20 protein-coding genes are annotated in these 24908 nt (G+C 56.2%); 9 read left to right on the forward strand and 11 right to left on the reverse strand.

What is annotated here, in order from left to right; translation table 11 throughout:
• Positions 1 to 4: 4 nt before the first annotated feature.
• Positions 5 to 613 (reverse strand): sigma-70 family RNA polymerase sigma factor, encoded by a 609-nt coding sequence (locus H8B13_RS03400; protein WP_187309398.1) that lies wholly within the window; start codon positions 611 to 613, stop codon positions 5 to 7.
• A gap of 245 nt (positions 614 to 858) precedes the next feature.
• On the opposite strand from H8B13_RS03400, the gene H8B13_RS03405 reads away from it, so the two are divergent.
• Positions 859 to 1449 carry a riboflavin synthase gene (locus H8B13_RS03405; protein WP_187309399.1) on the forward strand — a complete coding sequence of 197 codons (591 nt, stop codon included), beginning with the start codon at positions 859 to 861 and terminating at the stop codon, positions 1447 to 1449.
• Positions 1450 to 1505: 56 nt separating this feature from the next.
• Here the strand turns inward: H8B13_RS03405 and H8B13_RS03410 are convergent, their stop codons facing one another.
• Positions 1506 to 2087, reverse strand: a complete 582-nt coding sequence (locus H8B13_RS03410) for a phosphatase PAP2 family protein (RefSeq protein WP_187309400.1) — start codon at positions 2085 to 2087, stop codon at positions 1506 to 1508.
• Positions 2088 to 2112: 25 nt separating this feature from the next.
• Positions 2113 to 3084, reverse strand: a complete 972-nt coding sequence (hemF, locus tag H8B13_RS03415; RefSeq protein WP_187309401.1) for an oxygen-dependent coproporphyrinogen oxidase — start codon at positions 3082 to 3084, stop codon at positions 2113 to 2115.
• A 224-nt stretch (positions 3085 to 3308) separates the two neighbouring features.
• Here hemF and H8B13_RS03420 point away from each other — a divergent pair, with 224 nt between their 5' ends.
• Positions 3309 to 5435, forward strand: a complete 2127-nt coding sequence (locus tag H8B13_RS03420) for a thiamine pyrophosphate-dependent enzyme (protein WP_187309402.1) — start codon at positions 3309 to 3311, stop codon at positions 5433 to 5435.
• Positions 5436 to 5535: 100 nt separating this feature from the next.
• Here H8B13_RS03420 and H8B13_RS03425 read toward each other — a convergent pair whose 3' ends face one another.
• Positions 5536 to 8805 (reverse strand): T9SS type A sorting domain-containing protein, encoded by a 3270-nt coding sequence (locus tag H8B13_RS03425; protein WP_187309403.1) that lies wholly within the window; start codon positions 8803 to 8805, stop codon positions 5536 to 5538.
• A gap of 334 nt (positions 8806 to 9139) precedes the next feature.
• Positions 9140 to 11632, reverse strand: coding sequence for a BamA/TamA family outer membrane protein (locus tag H8B13_RS03430; protein WP_187309404.1), 2493 nt, complete (start codon positions 11630 to 11632; stop codon positions 9140 to 9142).
• Between H8B13_RS03430 and H8B13_RS03435 the strand changes: the two genes are divergently transcribed.
• Together H8B13_RS03435 and H8B13_RS03440 are read left to right on the forward strand one after the other, a co-directional pair.
• The gene (locus tag H8B13_RS03435; RefSeq protein ID WP_187309405.1) at positions 11623 to 11772 is read left to right on the forward strand and encodes a hypothetical protein; all 150 of its coding nucleotides are present in this window, start codon (positions 11623 to 11625) and stop codon (positions 11770 to 11772) included. The two genes, H8B13_RS03430 and H8B13_RS03435, sit on opposite strands and share 10 nt — an antisense overlap.
• A gap of 275 nt (positions 11773 to 12047) precedes the next feature.
• Positions 12048 to 12557 (forward strand): gluconokinase, encoded by a 510-nt coding sequence (locus tag H8B13_RS03440; RefSeq protein ID WP_187309406.1) that lies wholly within the window; start codon positions 12048 to 12050, stop codon positions 12555 to 12557.
• 50 nt (positions 12558 to 12607) lie between these two features.
• On the opposite strand, the gene H8B13_RS03445 is transcribed toward H8B13_RS03440, so the two are convergent.
• The 5 genes from H8B13_RS03445 to H8B13_RS03465 form a co-directional block, all read right to left on the reverse strand.
• Positions 12608 to 13708: a pepsin/retropepsin-like aspartic protease family protein gene (locus tag H8B13_RS03445; RefSeq protein ID WP_187309407.1), complete on the reverse strand. Its 1101-nt coding sequence runs from the start codon at positions 13706 to 13708 to the stop codon at positions 12608 to 12610.
• Positions 13709 to 14243: 535 nt separating this feature from the next.
• On the reverse strand, positions 14244 to 14657 hold the full coding sequence (locus H8B13_RS03450; protein WP_187309408.1) for a LytR/AlgR family response regulator transcription factor: 414 nt from the start codon (positions 14655 to 14657) through the stop codon (positions 14244 to 14246).
• Between the two features lie 781 nt (positions 14658 to 15438).
• On the reverse strand, positions 15439 to 15930 hold the full coding sequence (locus H8B13_RS03455; RefSeq protein WP_187309409.1) for a lipocalin family protein: 492 nt from the start codon (positions 15928 to 15930) through the stop codon (positions 15439 to 15441).
• A gap of 156 nt (positions 15931 to 16086) precedes the next feature.
• Positions 16087 to 18228 (reverse strand): ATP-binding protein, encoded by a 2142-nt coding sequence (locus H8B13_RS03460; protein ID WP_187309410.1) that lies wholly within the window; start codon positions 18226 to 18228, stop codon positions 16087 to 16089.
• Between the two features lie 164 nt (positions 18229 to 18392).
• Positions 18393 to 19214 carry a hypothetical protein gene (locus H8B13_RS03465; protein WP_187309411.1) on the reverse strand — a complete coding sequence of 274 codons (822 nt, stop codon included), beginning with the start codon at positions 19212 to 19214 and terminating at the stop codon, positions 18393 to 18395.
• A gap of 175 nt (positions 19215 to 19389) precedes the next feature.
• Here H8B13_RS03465 and H8B13_RS03470 point away from each other — a divergent pair, with 175 nt between their 5' ends.
• The 4 genes from H8B13_RS03470 (at position 19390) to H8B13_RS03485 (ending at position 22035) form a co-directional block, all read left to right on the forward strand.
• Positions 19390 to 19788: a BLUF domain-containing protein gene (locus H8B13_RS03470; RefSeq protein WP_187309412.1), complete on the forward strand. Its 399-nt coding sequence runs from the start codon at positions 19390 to 19392 to the stop codon at positions 19786 to 19788.
• Positions 19789 to 19868: 80 nt separating this feature from the next.
• Positions 19869 to 21008, forward strand: a complete 1140-nt coding sequence (locus tag H8B13_RS03475; protein WP_261990210.1) for an alpha/beta hydrolase — start codon at positions 19869 to 19871, stop codon at positions 21006 to 21008.
• 114 nt (positions 21009 to 21122) lie between these two features.
• Positions 21123 to 21302 (forward strand): hypothetical protein, encoded by a 180-nt coding sequence (locus H8B13_RS03480; RefSeq protein ID WP_187309413.1) that lies wholly within the window; start codon positions 21123 to 21125, stop codon positions 21300 to 21302.
• A complete protein-coding gene (locus tag H8B13_RS03485; protein WP_187309414.1) occupies positions 21292 to 22035 on the forward strand; it encodes an RNA methyltransferase in 744 nt (247 codons plus the stop codon). Before H8B13_RS03480 ends, H8B13_RS03485 begins: the two co-directional genes overlap by 11 nt.
• Before the next feature lie 200 nt (positions 22036 to 22235).
• Here the strand turns inward: H8B13_RS03485 and H8B13_RS03490 are convergent, their stop codons facing one another.
• Positions 22236 to 23714: an FG-GAP-like repeat-containing protein gene (locus H8B13_RS03490; RefSeq protein WP_187309415.1), complete on the reverse strand. Its 1479-nt coding sequence runs from the start codon at positions 23712 to 23714 to the stop codon at positions 22236 to 22238.
• Positions 23715 to 24689: 975 nt separating this feature from the next.
• On the opposite strand from H8B13_RS03490, the gene H8B13_RS03495 reads away from it, so the two are divergent.
• Positions 24690 to 24905, forward strand: a complete 216-nt coding sequence (locus H8B13_RS03495; RefSeq protein ID WP_187309416.1) for a hypothetical protein — start codon at positions 24690 to 24692, stop codon at positions 24903 to 24905.
• Positions 24906 to 24908: the final 3 nt, after the last annotated feature.

Here is a 24908-nt window from a genome sequence, read left to right on the forward strand (position 1 = left end):
TTTTTTATGTCGAGAATAGAATAGCGAACACCAGAAATTCCTTGAGGCGATTTCGCAAAAATCGGAGGGAACGGGTGAGATGATACTCCACCGTTTTGGGCGCTAAATTTAGCTGCAACGCAATTTCCGGTACTGATTGGTATTCCTCCCGGCTTAAACGAAATACAGCCTGCGAATTGATAGGCAAACTGCCCACACTCGCTGCCAGGGCTGCCGATAGGTCGGTGGCACCTATTGTATCTTCGGTCGTTCGATCCACAGTAGCGAAGCGCGGGGTTGCAAAGGCTACGTAGTTATCGTGCCCCACGCGGACCCGGATGCAGTCGATTATTTTATATTTGACAGCTGTAAATAGGTATACATTCAGCTTGCCAATGCGGGTCGTGGCGCGCTTCTGCCAGAGGGCCACAAATAGGTCTTGCACTACCTCCTCGGCATCGGCTGCGGAGCCGAGTTTGCGTTGCGCCAGCACGTAGACCCGTTGCCAGTAGCGCTCATATATTTCGGTGAAAGCTTTTGTGTCGTCGGCTTCCAGTGCTGTTACTAGTGCATCGTCGTCCCAGGCGGAATATGGCCATGGGGTTTTGGAAGCAATAGCAGAATGCACCCTCATAAATACATGAAAACCATCTTACAATGGCCTCTACAATTTATAATAATTTATCGATTAAAGTACATTTATATAGAAGAGCTCTAAACCGAGCCAGTGTACCCGGTGGCGGATTAACTTTTGACATTGTTGATAATGCAGATCAACACTTGGAAATCATTTCCTCGCCCCGCGTTGTTTGCAACGCTACACCTTTTGATCCCAACAGCAGCAGTACATTCGTACTTCAATAATTAGCGCAGCAACACGTGTTTACAGGAATCATAGAATCGCTCGGCACTATCACGGATGTGCAAACTGAAGGCACTAACCGCCATTTTACGGTGGCCACGCCCTTTGCCCACGAATTACAGATTGATCAAAGCGTCGCCCACGACGGCGTCTGCCTGACGGTGGTGGCCGTGGATGCGGCCGCTGGTACACACACCGTTACGGCCATTGATGAAACGCTGCAAAAAACCAACCTGGGTAAGTGGCGGCCCGGCCGACGCGTGAATCTGGAGCGGTGCCTGTCGGCCAATGGCCGCTTCGATGGCCACATCGTGCAGGGCCACGTCGACCTGACGGCTACTTGCGAGAGCGTAACCGACCAGAATGGCTCCTGGGTGTACCGCTTCCGCCACGAGCCCGGCCCCGGCCGGGTAACGGTGGAAAAGGGCTCTATCAGCATCAACGGCACCAGCCTCACCTGCTTCGACAGCACCGACGACGGCTTCAGTGTGGCCATTATTCCCTACACCTATGAACACACCACATTCCAGGACCTGCGCCCCGGCGACCTGGTAAATCTGGAGTTTGATATTGTCGGGAAGTACGTGGCCAAACTACTAGGCAAGTAAACTGTTCAGCCAAAAAAGCCCCCAGCAGGTATTTTCCTGTCTGGGGGGCTTTTTGGTTAAACTGCTGGCACGCTGGGCCACCACCGCCTTTCCCCAATCTTGTATAATTCGGCGCATCCCCAGGCGGCTAGGCAGCCCAGCAGGGTGCCGGCCGCTACGTCGGAAGGATAATGCGCGCCCAGATAAATGCGGCTATACGAGACAATTACGGCCCAGAGCAGCACTACAATCTTGACCAGCCAAAATCGTTGAGGCAGCACCAGAATCAGAAAGACGGCCAGCGAAAAGGCGTTGGCCGCGTGCGACGACAGGAACCCAAATTGCCCCCCACAGCCGTGCACCAGGTTCAGCGTCTCCGATAAGTCGGGGTCGTGGCAGGGGCGAAGGCGCGCAAAAAAAGGTTTGAAGATGCGGCTGGAAACCGTATCGGAGAGCAGTATGCTTAGGCCCAGCATAGGCAGCAGCAACAGGGCGCGGCGCTTAAATAAATAGCCCAGCACAAGGGCCATCACAAAGTAGGCGGGGAACCACACGAAGCGGTCGGTGAAAAAGACCATCCACTTATCCATCCGAGACGAGTGGCTATCGTTTGCGGCTATCAGCAGCCAGCGGTCCAGGGCTTGAAGTCGTTCGATCAATGAGAGGGTGAATAAGCGGGCAGGATCAGGACTTGGGGGGCATTTCAGCCCATAAAACGCCTTTGCGCAGCCAGGCCAGGGTGGCTGCCTCAGGCGAATGGGGCTCGGGTTGCTGGTCGTAATGCCACTCGCAGCGGGGCGGCAGGCTCATCAGAATGCTCTCGGTGCGCCCGCCCGTTTCCAGCCCAAATCGTGTGCCACGGTCGAAGGCCAGGTTGAACTCCGCGTAGCGCGACCGGCGCAGCATCTGCCAGCTTTCCTCCCGTGGGCCATACGGCAGGGGGGCATTCTGGCGCATCAGTTCCGTATAGGTAGGGCCGAAAACATCGCCTACTTCCTGCACAAAAGCAAAAAGCTTTTCGGCTGAGCCATGCTGCCCCACGGTCAGGCGGTCGAAGAAAATGCCCCCCACGCCTCGGGTTTCCTGGCGGTGAGGCAGGTAAAAGTAGTCGTCGGCCGTCTCGCGAAAGCGCGAGTAATACGTGGCGTCGTGACGGTCGCAGGCAGTTTTCAGGGCTTGGTGAAACCAACTGGCTTGCGCCTCATCCACGTAAATTGGGGTCAGGTCGATGCCGCCGCCGAACCACGCCTCACCGTTGCCAGCCTCAAAATAGCGCACATTCATGTGAATAATGGGCACGCGCGGACTGCGCGGATGCATCACCACCGATACGCCCGTGGCGAAAAAACGCGGGTCGGGCATGAGCAATACCTTGGCCGCCTGGGCGCTCATCTCGCCGTGCACCGCTGAAAAGCCCACGCCGCCCTTTTCCAGGATGGCCCCATTCTCCAGCACCCTTGAAACACCGCCACCGCCACCGGGGCGCTCCCACGAATCGGTGCGAAAAGCAGCGCCACCATCGGCCGCCTCCAGCTGGGCGCACAGGCGCGTTTGAAACGCCCGCATCCAGTCCTCAACAGCAGCGCGTAGCGTGCCGGCCGGCGTAGCAGCAGCAGTTGTTTCTTCCAGATGTTGGCTGATGGGCGTTGAACTCATAAGGTAGATAAGCTGGTCAAATAGGTGGTCATGCAGAGGCGGAGCCGAAGCTTCTCGCGTGCTGATGAGAGGTTACTAATCCCACTAAACACGCAAGATGCTTCGCTACCGCTCTGCATGACAGTCTGATCAAGGTTAGCAGGCCAAAATTACGCAGAAAACATGCTGCCTCACCAATTCTGCCCCCGATGCTGTAATTTCGCCTTCCCACTTTCCCGCCGTTCATGCTGAACTCGACCGCCCCCGCGCCCGATACCGAATTTGCCGCCCACGCACCCACTGTTGCCGCCACCAATCCCACCCGCGAAACGCTGTTGCGGGCCTACCGCCTCATGCGCACGGCCGACGAAATGGCGCGTCTTTACGAAGATAACAAAGCCGTAACGGCCAAATACGTGCACGCCACGGCCCGGGGTCACGAGGCCATTCAGCTGGCCGCCGCTTTCCACCTGCTGCCCACCGACTACGCCGCGCCTTATTACCGCGACGATGCCATGATGCTCGGCATGGGCATCACGCCCTACGAGCTCATGCTTCAGCTGATGGCCAAGCGGGACGACCCGTTCAGCGGCGGACGGACGTATTATTGTCATCCCTCGTTGCGCCGGGCTGGTTTCCCGACTATTCCTCACCAAAGCTCCGCCACTGGCATGCAAGCCATTCCGGCTACGGGTATGGCGCACGGAATCAAGTATTTGGAAGGTCAAAAATTGCAAAAATCGACAACTGATTCTGCGCCCGTTGTATTGTGCTCAATAGGTGACGGAGCCATGACGGAGGGAGAAGTGTCGGAAGCGCTGCAAATGGCTGTTTTGCATCAATTGCCCATTATTTATCTGGTGCAGGATAATGATTGGGGAATTTCGGCTACCGGGCGGGAGATGCGCGCCATGGACGCCTACGAATTTGCGGCGGGCTTCAAAGGGCTGCACCGCCTGCGGGTGGATGGTGCTGATTTTTCGGCTTCGTATTCTGTTATGAGTGAGGCGTTTGCTTACGTACGTCATACCCGCGGCCCGGTATTGGTACACGCCAAATGTCCGCTGCTCGGCCACCACACCAGCGGCGTGCGCCGCGAATGGTACCGCGGCGACAACCTGGCCCAGCACACCCCCCAGGACCCATTGCCCCGCCTGCACCAGCAATTGCTCCTGCGTAGCTTTACCAAAAGAGAGCTGGAGCAGGCGGCCACCGAAGCCACCGCCCTTGTGCGCGCCGATTATGGGCGTGCCCTCCTCGCGCCCTCACCCGACCCCGCCACCTTCGCCGACCACGAATTTGCCCCCCAGGCCATAACCGAAGAAGCTGGCGAGCGCACACCCGCTGGCGCCGACAAAGCGCTGATGGTAGATGCTGCCCTGCACGCCGTCGATGACATTCTGCGTGAATTTCCCGAGGCGCTATTCTACGGCCAGGACGTGGGCGGCGAACTGGGGGGCGTTTTTCGCGAAGCTGCGCTGCTGGCCAAGAAATACGGCGATACGCGCGTATTCAATACCCCAATTCAGGAAGCGTACATTGTGGGCAGCACGGCTGGTATGAGCGCCGTGGGGGCGAAGGCTATTGTTGAGATTCAATTTGCCGACTATATCTGGCCGGCTCTCAACCAGTTGGTGGAAGAACTATCGAAGTCATGTTACCTGTCGAATGGGCAGTTTCCGGTGCAGGCGCTTATCCGGGTGCCCATTGGCGCGTACGGTGGGGGCGGACCCTATCATTCGGGCTCTATTGAGAGCACCCTGCTCACTATTCGGGGCATTAAAGTGGTGTATCCCAGCAACGCTGCCGATATGAAGGGCTTACTGCGCGCCGCCTTCCTCGACCCCAATCCAGTGGTGGTGCTGGAGCATAAAGGCCTGTATTGGAGCAAAGTATTCGGCACCGAAGACGCCAAAACTATAGAGCCGGCCGCAGGCTACGTGCTGCCCTTAGGCAAAGCCGGCATTGCCCAAGTCGCCGACGCTGAGCGGCTGCGCCGGGGCAATACCTGCGTGGTTGTTACCTACGGCATGGGCGTGCATTGGGCCAAAACAGCCAGCCGGCAGTTTCCCGGACAAGTGGAAGTGCTGGACCTGCGCACCCTGAACCCCTTGGATTTCGAAGCCGTGGAAGCAGCCGTGATTCGTCATAGCAAAGTGCTGGTACTCACCGAGGAACCGCTCATGAACTCTTTCGCCGAGTCCTTGGCGGGACGTATTCAGCGCACCTGCTTCCAGCAACTCGATGCGCCCGTATTCACATTAGGTGCTGCTAATTTGCCCGCCATTGCGTTGAACGTGGATTTGGAGCGGCAGATGCTGCCTAGCGCCGCCAAGGTAGCTGCGGCCTTGCAAGAGCTGCTGGAGTACTAAAGCTCAGCTTTGCCAATAAAACCGAAAAGGCAACCAGTTTAAGAACACAAAAAAGCCCCCCAGACAACCTCTGGGGGGCTTTTTTGTGTTTTGCCAGCGGCTAATTCTTGACCAGCTTTAGCAACTGATGGAAATTGCGGTTCGCCACCCGAATCATATAAGTGCCCACCGGATAAGTTGCTGTTGCTAAGCGGAAAGGAGCGCCACCAGCCGCCTCAAAGCGGGCAAGCATTCGTCCGTCGGCCCCATGAATCTCTATGGTATAGCTTACCTGCGGCAGTCCCGACAGATCAATGTTAGTGTAGTCAGTAGCGGGATTGGGGTAAAGTGTAAGCAGCGCGGCAGGTTGGGTGATGAAGGTAACGGGCTTTACCTCGCTTAGCGTTACTTTATCATCCGTATCTACCTGGCGCAGACGATAATACACCGTGCCGGGCGTGGCCCCCACGTTTTTATCGCGGAAATCATAGTCCTGGCGTTGGGTGGTCGAGCCGCTTCCCAGCCGCTGGCCTATCACGGTAAATTCCTGCCCGTCGAGGGAGCGCTCAATGTCAAAGCGAGCATTGGTTTGCTCCTGAGCCGTGGCCCAGGAAAGAAGTGCATCGCGCCCGGCAGCATGGGCCTGAAAATCAATGAGTACCACGGGCAGCGGTGCTATCGGCATCGGGCCCTTCTCGGGCGCTGCAATCTTCACTGGCTGAGGTACAAAGCGGAAATCGGCATCGGCTTGGGCCGCGTCGCGGCGGGGAGCGGTAGAGGGCGTTCCACCATAGGCAGGGTCGAAAAGATCAACCAGGCCATTGGCATTGTCGTCGTGATAATGCGCGTTGCCTGGATCGAGGAAGTTGGGAATCTCATCGCCATCCGCATCTTCCAGCCATGCCGGAACATTGCCAGCAGACGCATAATAAGCCGCTTTGATTGGGTTGGCTACAGCGAATTTTGCCCCCCGAGCTAGCAAATCGTCAATGCTGCTGTTGTTCCGATTGTCATCAAAGCCTTCCTGCCAATCAACCAACGCATCATTGTCAGAGTTCGAGTCGAGCATGTCGACTACGTTGTCAAGGTCGGTGTTTGCAATGGTCGCAGCGCTTACTTCTGCGCCAGGTACAGCTGCTTTTCCTGTAGCTGGATCGACACCGGGGGCTGAATCATAGGCATTATCTAAACCATCGTGGTCGAAGTCCAAGCCCGAGGGGGCGCGATAGGTGGCAGTGGTTTGAGCTTCGCGATTATCCAGAATACCATCGTTGTCGGAGTCCAGATCGAGCATGTTGCGTACGCCATCGTTATCATTGTCTGCGTTGGCAAAAACTGTCTGCCGGCTACCCACGCTGAGCTGAGCAGCCAAAGGCATTCCCAATGCATCAACTGCGCCGCCAATTCGGCCCGAACCCAACTGATACTGGGCAGGCATGGCGTAATTATTGGCCTCCAGTGCATCTGTGATGCCATCGCCATCCGAGTCTGCGTCCTGATGGTTGGGGGTGCCGTCCAGGTCCAGGTCAAAGAGGTCGTTTATGCCATCGCCATTCACATCGCGAAAGCCCCCCACGCCCTGCACCACGAAGGAGCCAGCCAAATAGCGCGGCGTGCCATTCACCAGCACATCGGGGTCAATGCCAAAGCTTTCGGTTAAGTCCGTGATGCCGTCGTTGTCGTCGTCAATATCGGCCAAATCATCTACGCCATCCTGGTCAAAATCGCAGCTGTAGGCATAGGTATAGATCGATTCGCTGGGGGCCGAAATAAAACCGTAGGTCCAGGTGTTGATTGTGTAGTCGTTGCCGGCTTCGTTGCTGTTGTCACCCCAGCGGTGCACTCCCTGGTAGGCGGCAGTGCTGGAAATAACGCCATCGGTGCGCACGCTGGCCATGTCAGGGGCGGGGCGGGTTTCGGGGAAGAACTGCGGTTTGGCCGCCGTAAGCCGCGAGTCATCCCAGTAGAGGCGGTCGTAGTACGTATTGCCCCCCACCGACGGGCGGATATTCTGCACCCGTAGCCCACTAGAATTGCCCTCCACATCATACACAGGGAAGTTTACTGGTGCTCCTTGGCTTGTGAAGGAAAGCTTAATAGGCAAGCCGGCGGCTACTAACTTGCCCGCACGATCCAGGCCATTCCACACCAGCGTATTGGCTCCGGGTACCACCGCTTGTTCCAACAGCACATCGTCGCCATCCTGTACGCCGTTGCTGTTTAAGTCAATCAGAATAGCCACGGTGCCTGTTTCGTCGGAAACGGTGGTAAAGGCGACCTTGCCAAGACCACCCTCGCAGAAACCGCGCTGAGAGGTTACGAAGCGCGGCGCAGGCGCGCTGGGCCACAATTCTTTATCTGGGTTGTTTACGAAGTTCGGGTATTCAGGGTAGCCCGTATTGCCAGCCTGGCTGCGGCGCCGCTCCGCGAAAGTAGTGCCGGTGGCCGCGCTGGCCCGTGAGCCATTAGCGTTCGAAACAAAGTAAAACACGAGCGGCCGGATTCCGGCCAGTTCAATCTGCTTCACGTAGTACTGGCCCCGATGCTGGGGGCTTTCTATCAAAGGAAAAAGCGCAAAGTTGGCCGACAGCCGATTCTCATAGCCTGTGCCGCCCGACGTAGTGGTCGTAAATGACCATAGCTTGCTGAACAGGCGGCCTGGCTTTTCCTGTCCGGCGGCGTCACGCACGGTGAAGTCCCAGAAGTCGTACTCCGAGCGCACGGCGCTCATAAAATTGGGGTTGCGGGCGCCTAAGTCATTGAAGCCCGGCTGAGTACCCTTGTTGGTAAACTCGCCTTCCTGTGTGAACTCCACGTAGAAATCGTGGGTGGCACCGGTGGTGTTCGTGTAGGTCAGGGGCTCGTAGCCGCCGTCGCCGGCAGTTACGGACGGTCCTATTTCGTGCTGAGCAGTGTTGGCTATTACGCCCGCCTGATTGGTCAGCAAGCCCGCCTGGCTTGGGGTGGCCGGGTCACGCAGCAGCTTGTTTTGGCTGACAATAGTGCCCGCGCCAGCTCCGTAGCGGAGAGTAAGCAGCAGGTTGGCGTGCGTGCCGCCTCCAATTCGCGCTACACGGTGTACTCCGTAGTTGAGGGTTTCACCCGCCTTGAGCCGAATGTGCAGGCGGTAATCTTCGAGAAAAGGAACGTCGCTGGTGCCCCAGGCGAGTGGTTTCAGGAAGCCCAAGGACAAATTTAGCCCCCCAGTAGCGGCGTTGACATCGTGGGTTAAAAAGCCAGCCCGATCGTTTCGCGGGTCGGTGAGCGGGTAGGGTAGGTTGGTGGCAGGGTTAACGGCTCGGTTTGGGGTAAGCTGACGGGAGCCTTCTGCTAATAGCAGGGAAGGGGCCAGTGCTAAAACTGATACTATAGCGCGTAAAAGTATTTTCATACGATAGAACTAGGCGATAGGAGAAGCAGACCAGAGCCTACCCAGCGCGGCCCGGATGAGGAAGCCTGCGCTGCCCCACGCCCAGACCTAGGCAGGAGAAACACAATTAACAGGAAGAATAGAAGCGAATCAGGGTGCCCCTAAAGTAGAAATATATCTACGTCTCACAGCTAGTTGCGTGAGACCTTGAATAGCAAAATTATAGCCATAATACGCCTATATAAGCATTTTACGCGCTTAATATTGGTAAAAGCATACTTGGTTTTGGAGCCCTTATTGAAGATTTTTATAACTTAAATAATAAAAGCTTTAATAAATTTAACTTAGCAAAATCCTAGAATGGGTAGCCGATGCCCAGATTGAAGGCAGTCTGATCCTCGCTTTTGCCTAGGAATTTGAAATTGCGGATGGCCCATTTCTCCCCATCAGGCGCCGTGGGGTCGTATACTTTAGTGGCTACGTCGAGGCGCAGAATCAGGAAGGAAAAGTCGAGCCGGATGCCCACGCCGGAGCCCACCGCAAACTGCTTCCAAAACTGATCGGGCTTGAACTGAGCATTTGAGCGCGGATCGCTTTGCAACGTCCAGACGTTGCCGGCATCCGTGAAAACGGCTCCATTGATGAAGCTATACACCGGGAAACGGTACTCCACGTTGGCCTCCAGCAGCAACTCGCCGGGTTGTTCCAGGTTATAGTCGCGCACTATTGTGCCATCATCCTCAAGGCGGTTGGTGGTGTAAGCACCGGGACCCAGGCGGCGAGGCTTCCAGGCCCGGACGCTGGAGCTGCCCCCAGCAAACAAATACTTGTCGTAGGGAATAATCAGCTGGCTGCCCGTAACGTTGCCGTCGGCGTCCTCCACATCGGTGCGGGTGAGCGCGCGGGCAATACCGCCGTTGAAGCGGTACACGAAGAAGGTTTTGGGCCCCAGCTTATGATAGCGTCGGTAGTCGGCCGTGAACTTGGCGAAGTCGTACACGTTCAGGTTGATACGGTCCTCGTACAGCGTGCGCGTAAGGCCGCCAACCTCCGCAAACAGGCGTAGAAAAGTAGCATCACGCGTCTGGTTGAAATCGTTGGAGTTGAACAACGACGTGGCATTGATACTAGGTACGTACAACTGCGTGAAGCTGCGAAACAGCGGCGAACCTTCGCTCGATAGCCGATCAAGGCGCTCCCGAAATTGTGGGCTGATATTCGTAGCATTGATAATGCTTACGTCGATGGGGGTGAGCACCCACTGATGGTATAAAGAACGTTGCCAGATGTAGTCGAAAGTGCCCTCCAGGTTGGTGCGCGTATACTCGGGGCGCTGCACATAGGTATAGGTTAGATTGAGGCGGGTGCGAGGGTTGTAGCGCGAAAGAATACGTCCCGAGCGCCAGGGCAGAATAAACTGCGGAATAACCAGGTTAATATTGCCCCCCAGCTGCGTGGTAAGCACGGTTTCGGGAATGTCGCTGCCTGTTACACGGTTGTATTGCCCCTCAAAACCAGCCCGCACACCAAACTCCAGCACCTCGGCCCCACCAAACACATTCCGGACTTTCAAACGGGCGTTGACGAAAGGACCCACTTGCTCGGCCACGTAGGTGGCACCAAACTCGGTTAGCTCCTGAAAGCGTTTGTGCGGCGAGGCATTTACTACGGCATCGAGCTGGTAGGTAGTGTCGGCACCGATGGCGGGCTCTACCTTTATGTAGTTGACGTTGTTGAAGCGAAATACATCGAGGTCAGCTAGTTGGCGCTGGGTAAGCTGGGTATTCGCCAGACTGTAGCGCTGCTCGGGGCGCACTGTCAGTTTGCGGTCGAGCACGCGGGTGCTGAAGCGGTGACGAAAAGCCAGATAGTACACGGAGTCGCGCAGGATAGTGTCGCGCTTCACTCCAAAACGTATGGCTCCGGCGTCGGTCAGAAAATTTACGTGACGAATAGAGTACACATGATGCCCGGTGCCCGGTGCGGGATTGGCGATGAGTGTGCGAAGCTGAACTGTATTGGGGGCAAAGCTCGTGTCGGCCTCAAGGGTAATGTATTGTTGACGGAAATCGTAATAGCCCTCGTTTTTGAGCAGGGTTTCCAGACGAGCGCGTTCCTGCCCGATCAAGGTTTCATTATAGCGTTGGCCTAGCTGTAGCAGCGACGCTTTCTGGTTGGCCCGCACCACGCGCGCCACACCCGAATCGGGGATAATATATTCGAGCTTGGCATATGTGAAGGGCGTGTTTTCGGTGATGTGATAGGTCACTGTCACCATACGCTTGTGGACAGTATCGGTAGCCGTGACGCGACTGCGAAAAAAGCCCTGCGACTTCAGATAAATACTGAGCTGCTCCACCGTCTGCTGGGTCAGAGTAGAGTCGTAAACTACGGGTGCTTCGCCCAGACGCATTACAGCGTTGCCTTTGTCCAGAGCCAGTTGGTGGCGGCGCAGGTGCTGGTCACGCTTTACGAGCAGCTTGCCCACCTTCACCGAGTCGGGGCGGGCAGCCTGAATACGCTTGCGGTAGTCGAGGCGCTCATCCTCGAGGCGCTTCTGCACCTTTTCGCGGTTGTAGAAAGTACTGCCCAGCTGGTAAATGGCCAGCTTTGGCAACGGAAAGCGGGAGTTGGGCTCCTGCTGATACAGCGCTTCCAGGCTAAGCGCGTCGGCCTGCTCTACGCCCTTGAGCTTGTTGGTGCGCAGCAAATTGCGGCCGGGCGGCAGCAGGCGCGTGGGCGTGCAGCAGTCCAGCAGCCCAATGAGCAGAACTGCCAGCCAGACAACGCGGTTTTTCTCCTTAAAAAAGCCCCCCAGCGGGCCCAGCAACGGCGTATATGGTTTCAAAAGCGGTAGCGAAATACATGCACGTATGGCACCTGAAAAAGCATCGGCTCCGGCACGCTGCCTTCCTGCGTGAGGAAAGCAAAACGGTGTTGGAGCTGCTAAATTCCACCTTTTTACTGGAATACGCTGGAATCGGTTAGCTCAACCAAATAGGATGCTGTGTTCAGGTAGCAAAGCTGGTAATGCAGCCCAAGCTAATTCAATCAGTTTCGCGCTTTGAAGGCATGGCAAAAAGCTGCTTTACGAATGTGATAACAGCAGTGATGTAGCCGCATATGCTTTAATTTGTGGTAAAGCCATTTATCTCAGGCTGTCGGCGCACTCAGGAATAGAATTGGAGGTTTTGGAGCTGAAGCATAGCTAAGGCTGCAAGTCCGAAACCTCCACGAGTGCATTCTCCTTACTCCTTTTTAGTATGATTTGTATCGTCATGGGCGTTTCGGGCAGTGGCAAAACCACCGTTGGCCGCGAATTGGCCCAGGCCCTGAGCCTGCCCTTTTATGATGCCGACGATTTTCATTCGGTGACCAACGTGGAGAAAATGCGCCAGGGCACCCCGCTGACTGATGAAGACCGGCACGACTGGCTAGCGGCCATGGCCGCAGGCATTACGGAGTGGGAAAAGACGGGCGGCGCGGTGCTGGCCTGCTCGGCGCTGAAAGAAAAGTATCGGGCCGTATTGCAGGCAGCCGCAGCGCACGCTGTTCTCTGGGTGGTGCTGGAAGGAACTAAGGAACTGCTGGTGTCTCGGATGCGGGGGCGGTCAGGCCACTACATGAAGGAGCAGATGCTTAATTCCCAACTGGCTGACTATGAATCGCCAACCTATGGGCTACACCTTAATATTGAGGCATCGCCTGAGGAGCTGGTGCGGCAAGCCGCAGAGTATTTGGGAGAACAAAAAGGTGATAAATCTCCCGACTGACTCTATCTAACTGCGCCTTTGCGCACTCAGGCAAAAAGCGGCTGGCTGAGCTACAACGATGCCTGCTCGAATTGCTCTCGGTGGTTACTATTAGGCCGCAGCAGCAGCCGGTTATGAGGATAGTCGATAATTAGATCGAAGCGACGCAGCACATCGAAGCCGAGCGTTCCACTGCGGGCCACCGTCACGCGGTCAACCAGATTGTGGGGGTCGGGGAAGGCCGTCAGCAGGGAGCGGAGCTGATAAGCGCCTAGCTGCAACAGTGCAATCGGACCCAGATAGCCCTGAATCAGACCGCTGAAGCCATAGCCCAGGTTAGCACGTTGGCGCTCGGGGGGCAAAGACAGACGCGAATCGGAGGCGGTTTCCAGTGAGAGGGCGTGATTGGCTCCCGTATCCAGCATCAGCCGTAAGGGTATCGCCTGTGAGCCGGTTACGGAAATGTTGGTTGTGATGTATGGCCTGGAGTCATCCAGCTCGATGGGCAGGCTGCTCCAACTGTCGTCTGTTATGGGGCGCGGAGCAGTGGGCTCAGTAAATGTAATTTGACCCAACGTGGGGTGGATGGAGACAATAAAGCTGCGAAACAGATCATAGCCCAAAATGCCATGAATTTGTATTCCTAACAGCGCCTCGAATGCTACGACCTGTTTTGTGACGATAATAAAGTTGATGGACGGCGCTTCGATGCCCGCAAATTCCACCCGCACGGAGTTCGTTCTATGCGCCAGAACAGGCGCTTTCTTTCCTACTCCTGATAAGTTGTAGGCTTTGGTTGTCTGTACGCCTAGCTGTCGGCCTAGTTTGGGGTTGGTAATGAGGGAAGTAGCAATGCCGGTATCGAGCAGAAAATTATACGGCCCTTTGCCGTTGAGAAAAACCGGAATGATGAGCAGGTTGCCGTGGGCTTTATACTCCATCGAAACCTGTTGCTGGCTTGCCTGTTTGAAGCGAAACGGCGAATCGATAAAAACCTCTGCATCTGGGGGCGCCGCAGTGGCAAACGCCGGCCAGGCAGCCAGCAAAAAAAGCCCCCCAAGTAATCCGCAGACACTACGGCGAGCTCCCAGGCTAATGCAGGAGGAAAGGAATTGCTGGAAGGTGGCTATCGGCGCTTCGAATGAGCGCAGCCAAGGCGAGATAGTAGCCATAGAGGCAGGTGGCTCGGTGCCGCCGACACCCCCGTGGTGCCCCTTGCCCGAAATCCGCCCCTATACACTCACTTTCAGACGGCTGCTTCAATGCTTATTCTTTGAGGTGCCCGATTCAGCCTGTAAGCTGCCCGTTTTGACGCCAGAAAGAAGCGCCAAAGTAGCACTAGCGAGCAGCTCTCTGCCACACAAAAAAAACGGCCTAACCGTTATGGATAGGCCGTTTTTGTGCATATTCTGACGGCAGTTGAAAGCCGTCAGAAAAGCAGAAAAGGACACGGCGAGGCGTCCAGCTTTTGCTGGGGCAGGCGTGGAAATTCACTCACCATTTTTCCATGTCTGCCGGGGAGTTGCAGCTCCCTGCCTCGCCGTGTCCTTTTCTGCTGCTGCCCTGGGGCAGCTATCGATTCCAGTAGGTGTATTTGCCTGAGTATAAATATAAGCCCAGCCTGCGTGGTGGCTCAAACAATGCCTGCTGCAAGGCGCTGGGGGGCTTTTTTAGTCAATATTTTTTGCTGTTTTGCAAGGGCTATAGCTACTTGTTTCTGGTGATGAACGCCTTCACATTATCGCGGTAAAAACGGGTCCATTTGAGCGTGTGGCCGCCGGTAAGCTTCACCAGGTATTCCCCGTTGAAATAGCCCTCCAGCTCTTCTACATAATTCAGGTTGATCAGATAGGAGCGGTGGATGCGCGCAAAGTCCGTCGGATCGAGGCGCTGGGCCAGCTGGGTCAGGCTCTCGTACAGCACGTAGGAGCGCTGTAGCGTGTGCAGGGTAATGTAGCTGCCGTCGGCATCGAAGTAAAGAATATCATCGACCTTAATAAAAAACAGTTTATGCTGCTCCTTGACCAGCAGACGCTTTAATGGGGGGCGCGGTCCTGGCAACTCCTCACCGGGCCTGCCCCCTTCTGGCGAGGGCTGGGATTGGGTTACGTTGGCTTTCATAGGATAAAGCAGTTAACAATTCAGAGCTTATTATTTGAGGATAAAATCAGGCGTTCCGAAAGGAAGCCCAGCATCGCGCCGGCAATTGGGTGGCGCTAGCTTTTTCGTGCCAACACCCGACCCGTCAGGGGCGGCGCTTCATTCTGCTTTTCAGGGGCACCTTTTGTTTCGGCACCGCCCGACAAGACCGTGTTCCTGCTTTATTCCTCCGCCTGAGGAGTAAATATGTGCTGTCGTGGTTCGTTCGTAAGTGAAAGACCAACAGTGTGTAAAGAGGCTGCATGCCTGATACGAATAAATTCGTACTATCTGTTCAGCTTCTTAATTTGCCCCCCACCAGCCGAATAACCGATTGTTTGCCGCGTGTGTGATTATCTGCTGCTCTTTGCATTCAGATAGGGGCGGAGCATATGCGTCTGCCGGGGATACCGACCAAAGTGGCAAACGTTACAGAAAACCCCGTTTTTATTTGCCTACGGCTTTCTGGGGGCGGCACTGCGGGAGAAATAACGGGAAATGTACATAGCAGCTTCGTTGGTTTCAGGGAACATACAGGCCGCGGTAGCGCCCAGATATCCACCTGTTTACTATGTGTTCAGAAAGATGGTGCCAGCTATGTAACTTTCTTGTAATCAGTAACATCGCGAAGACGCAGCGTTATTGTAATCCCTCTCTGTTCGGTTTCGATACACCCATTGTCCGGTTATGATACGCTTGGGCCAGCCACCAAAAAAGCCGCTTCGGGAAGAAAGCGGCTTTCTGATATAGGTAGGATAGGGGCTTACTGGGCCGTGAAAGTGGTACGGGTGACGGTGGTTACGCCACTTACTGTTTCCGTGTCCACGAGGATAAGCCGGGTCTCGTTCAGTTCCTCAATCGTGCCGGTCAACTCAACATCGTAGACAAAGCCCGGAGCGGCGGTGAAGGTAACGGCGCCCGAAAGTGTCTGGTCGTTGTTGGACAGGCTCCATTGGCCCGTCAGGGTTTGAGGGCTGGCGCTGAAGCACTTGGTTTTGCCCTCATCCACAACAAACGCATTGCTGGCCTGAAACTTATACAAGTTGTCTTTAAAGCAGGCATCTTCGCTGGTAAAGATATCTACGGCCGCCTTGGTGCCTTCCTTTTCCGTGACGGCGGTCACCATCCAGGTTTTGGCCATGAGCTTCTCGCTGGCCGTCTGGTTTGTGGGTTGAGGATCGTTGTTGTCGTCGCCGCAGCTAACGAGGGTCCCAGTCAGGGCCAGAGATAAAGCGAAGGAGAAGAGCTTGTTCATAAAAGGCAAACGAGATAAAAGGAATAAAATTACTGGCAGACAAACCTAGCCATACTACGCGTTGAGACTGCACTATTTTGCCCCCCAGCGGCAAATCAAATGCCAGCAAGCCCGGCTTATGGATAGAAGGATAATTAAGGTTCAGCAACGGAGGATCTATATAATACCGGCACCTTTTTTCGCCACGGCACGCACCTTTGCTTGGCTGAGAGGCAAGGTGATCAGAATATCAGTGCCTTCTCCTTCCCGCGATTCAAAGGTGAGGGTGCCGCCATGCCCTTTGGTGATAATGTCGTAGCTAAGGGAGAGGCCCAGTCCGGTGCCTTCGCCGGGGGGCTTGGTCGTGAAAAAGGGTTGGAATACCTTCTTTGCAACGTCCGCGGGCATGCCCATGCCGTTGTCGCGCACGCGCAGCTCTACCTGCCCGTTGCTTTGGCGGGTGCTCACCTGCACTTGCGGCTGGTAGTCTGGATCAGTAACCGCGGCTTTCTGCTGCACGGCATAAAAAGCGTTGGTATATAGGTTTAGAAGTACCCGCCCGATATCTGGCGGCACCAGCGCTACGGGCTCCAAGCCAGCTTCAAAGTCGGTAACCAACTCGACTTCAAATGCGGGAGCTTTGGCGCGCAAGCTTTCGTAGGCCAGATTTAGGTACTCTGTGGCCAGGGCGTTCAGGTTGGTGGGTTGACGCTCACTAGTGCTGGGCCGCGCATGTTCCAGCATGCCTTTAATAATAGCGGAGGCCCGGTGCCCGTGTTGGGTGATTTTGCTCAGATTCTGTTCCAGCTCGGCAGCCAGCTCTTCCACCTCCTGAAATTTTCCCGCGCGGGCTTCGCTCTGTAACTCCTGGCTGATGTCGGCCGACACGTCGGCGAAATTGGTGACGAAGTTTAGTGGGTTCTGAATTTCGTGGGCAATACCGGCCGTCAGCTCGCCTAGCGCCGCCAGCTTTTCTGCTTGCACCAGTTGCGCCTGTGTGGCTCTCAGTTCTTCCTGCTGGCGCTGAAGCTGGGCATTGGACCGCTGTTTTTGCTGATTGTTGAGCCAGAGCAGAACGCTTAGTCCGGCTACTATTACCAGGGCCGCCAACGAGCCCAGCAGGAGCAGGCGCTGCTGACTATTTTGCTGGCGAATAAGCTGTTGGTTGTGCGTCAGCAGCTGAATCTGCGACTGCTTTTTTTCCAACGCATACTGGTACTGGAGCGCGGCCGTCCGGCGGGTCACCTCCTGATTGTCGAGGCTGTCGCGGTAGGCTATGAACATGGCGAGGTAGCGATACGCATCGTCGAAGCGGCCACGCGCGGAGCTGGCTTGGGCTAGCACATCACTAGCATCACGAATCGTGCTTTTGTTGCCGGTGCGCTGGCCCGCGAGCAGAGCCTCGCGCCCGTACACCCAGGCGCTGTCGGGCTGCTCCGTATCGAGGTAGGCGCGGGCCAGAATAAGCTGCACCAGGGGTATTCTGCCTACATCATCTAGTTGCTTCATGCGTTGCAGAGCCCGAAAAGCTGCGGAAAAAGCCGCCCGGTGATTTCCTAGCCGCTCGTCCATATCAGCAATATTATAAAGGCTCATGGTGATGCCGCCTTGGTTATTAAGCTCTTTCGCCAGCACGGCGCCCTGCTCAAAATAGCTCCGCGCCTGCGCCCACTGGCCCTGAATGCGGCACAGCTCGCCCAGCCCAGATACGCAATGGGCAATGCCATCCTGATCGCCTACGCCCCGCGCTAGCTTTAAGCCCCGCACAAAGTGCTGCCGGGCCTTCTGATACTCACCCAGCGCGATGCTCGTATTGCCAAGCTGGCTGTTGAGCAGCGTCAGCCACTTCTGGCTGGGTATTGCATCAGCCAGCTTCAGGCCCTCAAAGCTATAAGCCATAGCCTGGGCATAGTTGCCCTGCCCGGCAGCGGTGTACGAGAGGTTATACAAGCACGCAATCTGATGCAGGCGGTCATTCAGCTGAGCAAATAGCTTTCGAGCCTGTTCGGTGTACTTCAGGGAGAGGTCATACTCATTGCGGAAGCGGTAATAAAAAGCTAAACCCAGCAAAGCCCGGGCCTCGCCAAACTTATAACCAATCTCACGGGATAGCTCTAAGGCTTCTTCATAAGCCGCTTTGGTTTGCTGGGGGGCATTTGCGCGCTGCACGAAGGCCAGCGAATTAAGCCTATTTACCCGGCCCGTATCACGCTGCGGATGCGCCTTCACCGCAGCTTGCCAGCGCCTGCCCACGGAGTCTTGCGTCCTTGCTTCGAAAGACAGGAAACTTAGTAAGCACAGCAGCAAGAGCGTTTTCATACTAATGCATGCGTTCTGGAATAACCAAGTAATAAGGTATTAATTCGAACTGATTTAGCAAAGACGGTGGACGTGATTCAGGGCAAAATAGTCCTACTGTATCTTGCTTTTAAACCAAAGCGCTCCATCACTTGCGGTAAAACAGCCAATGAACGTGAGGGTAGCTATTGCGGACGCACCCGCCGCACCCGGACTTGGTTAGCAGTATTATATTCCAGCAGCCATAAATCCCCATTAGAAGCCACCAGTCCGCTGGAAGCCGTCCACGGGGCACTGGAGCGGGCAACCGTCGTAATGTGCCCGTTAGGACTCAGGCGCTGCACTTTTCGCTGATTGGTGACAGCGACGTAGATATTGCCTTGCCGATCAGAGAAAATGCCCCCCAGATTATGATTAACCTTGGCCGTGGAGGGTGGCGCTTCGTCCAGATCACTTTTAACGCGCTTAATTGTGCCATCGGCGGCCAGTACATACAAGGCATCATCATCGACAAAGTAAAACTGGCCGGTTGGGGTAACGTGCTGCCAGCGCACGTCTTTAAATCGACCAGTAGCCAGCAGCTTTATGTTTCCATTCGGTAGCATTTTCAGGAAACGGCAGGGTGCGCCGCGCTCTACCCAATACATGGCGCCCGTCTGGTCTCTGGTAAAACTGTAGTTGGTCAGAAAGCCCGGCGTATTAGGAACGACTTTGCTTATTTGCCCCCCAGCGCTGAGCCGCCACACATAGTGTCCCCATTTGTTGGTGGCCTCGCCCTCATACCAGACGTGTTCGCCGTAGAGGTTGCCTTGGGGATCGAGGTAAAGCTCGTGGGTGTGCACGCGGGCCACTACGATGCGCTGCTGGCCATTGGGTGCGCGCTTCCACACGTTTTCCAGGTCAGTGAAGTACACATTGCCCTGGGCATCCTGTACGATGCCCACGCCCGGATGCGCTGTTCCCTTGATGGCCAACAGCAGCAGAATGCCAAGGAGCAAAGGTTTCATAGGGTGAACGGGTTGATAGACTTAAGGTACAACGCTTTATGCTATGTTTTTGACCGCCGACAAACGAATAACCGGGCCATGATGCGCGACAAAGTGGCTTTGCTTTCGTATCTTCTCTTTCTCAGCGCAACCCTGCCGTGGTCGTGGCAAAGATCTAGTGTGCTGGGGGGCAATTATGCTGTACCAACTGTGCTACGTTAGTCGGGCCGTAACGCCGCTGAGCTATCCGGAGCTGCGCGCCCTGGTGGCCCAGGCCCGCACCTATAATGCTGCCCACAACATCACCGGCATCTTATTTTATGGCGAAGGCAATTTTGCCCAAGTGCTGGAAGGCGAGCAGGTAGAGGTAGAGCGCCTGTTTGAACGCATTCAGCATGATGCCCGGCACTACGACGTGACGGTAATTACGCGCGTGACCCGCCCCCAGCGCACCTATCCGCAGTGGGGCATGGCGGGCCATCGGTTGGCAGAAGCACAGTTTGCTGAACTGGTTAAATACCTGCCCGAAGAAGCAGACGCGCAGCCCTTAGAAGCTCGTCTGGAAGCATTTGTCTGTAACAGTGAGCAATTGTAGGCTTTGCTTACTGCGCCTCAACTACCTAGCTCTACTGTACGTAAGGGGATGACCAATCCTTACACCTAACACCCCCTCTTATGAACTATTCTTTCCTTCGCCCGGCCGGTCTGGCTGGACTGATGGCTCCTGCCTTGGCGAGCTGTCTGCTGTTAAGCAGCTGTGATACCAAGCCGAAAGCCACCGAAACCGACACCCAGGCCACAGCGGCCGATAGCACTGCCACCGCAGCGGCCGGTGAAGTGAAGCCCACCGGCGCCAAACCGGCGTGGGGGCCAAATTTGAAGCCCGAGATGCAGGCAGTCATTGAGCAGCTGATTAGCTTTAACAATAAGCCCCTGCCTGAGCTAACCGCCGCAGAGGCCCGCAAGCAGCCGAGCCCTGCCGACGCGGCCATGAAGCAGATGCAGGCCAGCAACATTACGCCCTCACCCATGCAGGTGGATACGGCCAGCCAAACGCTGATGCCCGGCGTGAAGGCGCGCATTTATACGCCCAAAGCTGGCACAGCTCCTTTTCCAGTGATTGTGTATTATCACGGCGGCGGCTGGGTAATTGCCACCATCGACACGTATCATGCTTCCGCGCAGGCATTGGCCGAGCAAACCGGGGCCGTGGTAGTATCGGTGGAGTATCGTAAGGGGCCTGAGCATAAGTTCCCGACGGCCCACGACGACGCGTTTGCCGCTTATCAATGGGCGCTGAAAAATGCTGCCAGCATTAAAGGCGATCCGAACAAAGTAGCGGTGGCGGGCGAAAGCGCCGGCGGTGGTTTAGCGTGCGCCGTGAGCATGCAGGCTCGCGACAAGAAGGTCGCGCTGCCCAAGCATCAGCTCTTGGTGTACCCCATTGCGGGCTCCGACACCAATACGCCTTCTTACCAAAAGAACACGGAAACCGCGCCGCTTAATAAAGCAGGCATGGAGTGGTTCTTCAAGAACTATCTGCGTACTCCCGCTGACGGAAAGGACCCACGCATCAACCTAGTGGCCGCGAATCTGAAAGGCTTGCCGCCGACCACCATCATCGCCGCTGAGTATGACCCGCTGACGAGCGAAGGCAAGACCCTCGCCGATAAGCTCACTGCCGCCGGCGTGAAAGTGAATTATAAGCTCTACGATGGCACCACGCACGAATTCTTCGGGATGGCGGCTGTAGTACCCGAGGCCAAGCAGGCCCAGGGTGTGGCAGTCGCGGATCTGAAGGGCGCGCTGAAGTAAATCTAGCTGTCTTTGTAAAAAGCCCCCCGCTGGTTGAAGTGGGGGGCTTCTTTGCGATGTGTAAAAGCCGCCACAGGCTACTACAATCGTGCGGCCGGCGTTCTTCTTACTCTCATGAACATCGGCGGTTGGGTTGGGCTAAAAGGTCAGATTGCCTTCGTTAGCTTTGTGGCGTGGCCGAGCGGCAGTTCGCAAGGCCGTGGTCGGGGTATATTTTCAGACTTGACAGAGAAAAACAAGGGCATCATCCCCGACAGAGCAACAGGCATCAGCACCGTTTCCTATGGTCAGTAAAGCGTTAAAAACCCGCGTAGAGCAGCTCAAACAAAAGAAATACCGCAAGCGGTTGGGGCTGTTTCTGGTGGAGGGCGGCAAAAGCGTGCTGGAACTGCTGGCTTCTGACCTGGTAACAGAACGCGTGTTTATGACGGCTGAGTACGGCACCAAAATTCCGCCGCTACCTGCTGCGGTGCCTTTCGAGCTGGTGTCGGAAGATGAGCTGACTCGCCTCGGTACGCTGGCTACCAATACCACGGCGCTGGCCATTGCTCACCTGCCTGATGAGCCGCCACTTTTGCCCCCCACAACTACCTTATTGCTTGCGTTGGACCAAGTGCGCGACCCTGGCAACATGGGCACGCTCATTCGCTTGGCCGACTGGTACGGACTGCAAGGCGTGGTGTGCTCCGATACATGCGCCGACCCGTGGGCGCCCAAAACCGTGGCCGCTACCATGGGCTCCTTCGCCCGCGTGCCCGTCTGGCAGCGCGATTTGCCCCAGTGGCTCGACAATTTGCCCCCCAGCGTACCCCGCTACGGCGCTCACCTCGAAGGCAACAATGTGCACCGCCTCACGCTGCGCCCGGCGGGCGTGCTCATCATGGGCAGCGAGTCGCACGGCCCGCGGCCGGAGGTGCTCGCGTGCCTCACGCAGCGGCTCTATATTCCGGGCGCTGGTGGCGCGGAAAGCTTAAACGTGGCTATATCGGCGGCAATTCTGCTGGATAACTTTCATCGGGAACTGTAGAAATTAACGGCAGCTATTTTTAAATGCTCAAGGCTTTTGGCTAGTTCTTATAAACTTTGAGTAGCTGATAATAAACTAAGAAGCCCTAGCGCATTCGCTGGGGCTTCTTTCATTTAAATGAATATGAGCTAGTTTGCTGCTCAAACCTAGAGTAAAGCCGTTGCCTTTTGCACCAATTTTTTAACCGAGCACCACGCACGTCACTGGTTGAAAACGATGCGGAGAAGGGGGGAAGCGACTTCTGCGCCCGCCACGAAATCCACGTCCTGATCGCCATCCAAGTCGCCAATTGCCAGCCCGTAAATATTCCTTCCCAACGCCACATCCGACCCGCCGGCAAACGTGCCTGCGGTATTAAATCGCACACTGACGTTGCCGCCATACAAATTGCCGGTGAGCAGGTCTAAGTCGCCATCGCTGTCCAAGTCGGCTAAGCGCAGCTGCTCAGGGTAGTTCCCGACCGTAACGGAAGAGCCCGTGGCGGCAAACTGTCCTTGTCCGTTGTTGAGACGAGTTTCGACGGTATTGCTGCCGGCGCAGCCTGCCAGCAGGTCCAGGTCGCCATCCCGGTCTAGGTCGGCCAGCGCCACCGCGGCGGGATTGTTGGGCATGAGGGTAGGAGCCGGAGGGCCGAAGGTACCGTTGCCCTGGTTCCGGCAGGTATAGATGTAGCCCGACGAAAAACCCGTGGTGAGCAGGTCCAGGTCGCCATCACTGTCCACATCGCCCAGGGTCAGGGCGCCCGTGCCGCCGGGAACTGCCACCTCTGAGCCACTACCAAAAGTCCCGTTGCCTTGGTTGAGCCGAACGCTCGCCACAGTCTGTCCGTTGCTGTTCGTATGTACAACCAGGTCGAGGTCGCCGTCGCCATCCAAATCGGCCGTGGCCAGGTAATAGGCGGTAACCAGGACGGGCACCTCAGAGCCTCCCCCAAAATTGCCGCGCCCATCGTTGAGGCGCACACTCACCGCGTTGCTCCCGCCGCCCGCCGCCAGCAGGTCGAGGTCCCCATCACTGTCCAGGTCGGCCGTCGCTACCGCCCAGTCGCCTCCGCTATTCCCGACACGCACGGCCGTGCTGCCACTATAAGTACCCCGCCCGTCGTTGAGGCGCACCGCCACTTGGTTCGAGGAGACACCCAGACTGCCGCCCAAGGGAAACAGCAGGTCGAGGTCGCCGTCATTGTCAATGTCGGCGAGTGAGTGGCGCCCTGAACCGTAATTCCGGGCGACACTGCTTCCCGTAATAAAGGTGCCCCGTCCCGGACCGGTGACCGCCGTAGTAAACTGCAGCACCTGCGGTTGTACCGCCCGCTTGTTGGTGCCGCGCACGCTGGCCGGAACGCTCACGCTTACGGGCTCACCGGCAAAAAGCCCTCCGGCCACCGCCAGCGACACCGTGCGGCCCGCGACGGTAGCCGTTGTTGCGCGCAATCCCCGGAGCTGGGTCCCGAATACCTTGATGGCACTCGCGGTGGTAGGGTCGATTGCGGAGGAAAAAGTAAGGGGCAGCGTACTGGTGCGCGGGACCGACGGCGCGTTGCGTAAGGGCGTAGCCGGCAGCAGGTACGGGGCCGGAGTATCCTTGGGTGGTTGAATGTAGTCATCCAGAAAGTCACAGGAGGGGAGCAGAAGGATACTACTGGATAAGAATAGCAGTGAGTGGAGTAACCGTTTCATAGACATAATGAGTTAACGTTCAGTTGAGGAAATATTAAATATGTGGCCGATGACTACTGCCGGAACGAGCAGCCAGCGCAGTTTCTTTACCGACTCCGGCAGTTGCTTGGCTGCTACTTCGCCCCCGCCTGGATACTCGAGAAGCCGTTTAGGTTTAGGCTCACGGCCATGGGCTACGGCGGGGCTTCAGCGCGGGCAGTGGGCGCAGTTAATGTGATTAGCAGCCCGGACCAGCTGAGCGGGCGCCTTATTCGATGGGGCAGAGTACGGAAGAAAAGGGATAGTCTTCGCAAGCCAAAGCGTTAAACTAACAAACCGACGGGCGGGGAATAAACCGGAGCCAATACTCTATTACTAGAATAATATACAGAAAATATATAATCAAAACTAGTGGGATGCCGCTTGGCCTGAATTCTTTAGTGGATGGTTAGAACCCTATGGCGTTTGCTAAAGTGGAGCTGGATCGGATGAAATGGATCAGGTAATGGTAGCGCTATCACCATAAGCTCTTGTTACGGTGAAGTAAAGCGGAAATACTTCTTCAGGTTGCAAGTCATAGCAGCTACTTACGTGACCTGAGCGGCTCCTTCGCCAATTTATTTGCTAATGTGCCGTGCTGGAAGCGGCACCCGAACCGCATCGTGCGGCCAGCCCTCGGCATGCTGGAGCGTGTAGTCAGGAGTGTCAGCAGCCAGCTTATTTGTTCTTTGCAGCCGGCCAGGTAGTGCAATCAACTGATAATCTGATTTTCGCCATTTCACTTCACCCGAAGGACAGCTTTCTTCACCGTCTCAAAGGGGGCACTGCCTGCAGGCACAACTCAGATCACAAATCCGCCCGGGTTGCTTAGCTGCCAGCCCTGACGACCGACCACCCGAGGCCTTGGTTCTAAGGAAAGGCCGTGCGCTATGCCTGCCCCAGCCGAAGCAATGATGTTGACCGTGACCCTTGCCATTCACCTTACTCTTTATGCTCATGCTCCACCTTCTTGCTCGCTGCCTATTGGCAGCCAGCGGCCTGCTACTGTTGGGGCTGCCCGGCCATGCCCTAGGCCAAACCAGGCTGCTACCCACTGGCCTGGCCTTGGAGGAGCCGCTTGTCATGCCGGCTCTGCAAGTCGCTTTTAGTGCTTCACTAAACAGGGCTAGCGCTATGCGGGAAATAGAGGGTAAGTGCCGTACCGTAGCTTAACAG

Source organism: Hymenobacter sp. BT188 (assembly GCF_014333585.1).
Taxonomy (GTDB): domain Bacteria; phylum Bacteroidota; class Bacteroidia; order Cytophagales; family Hymenobacteraceae; genus Hymenobacter.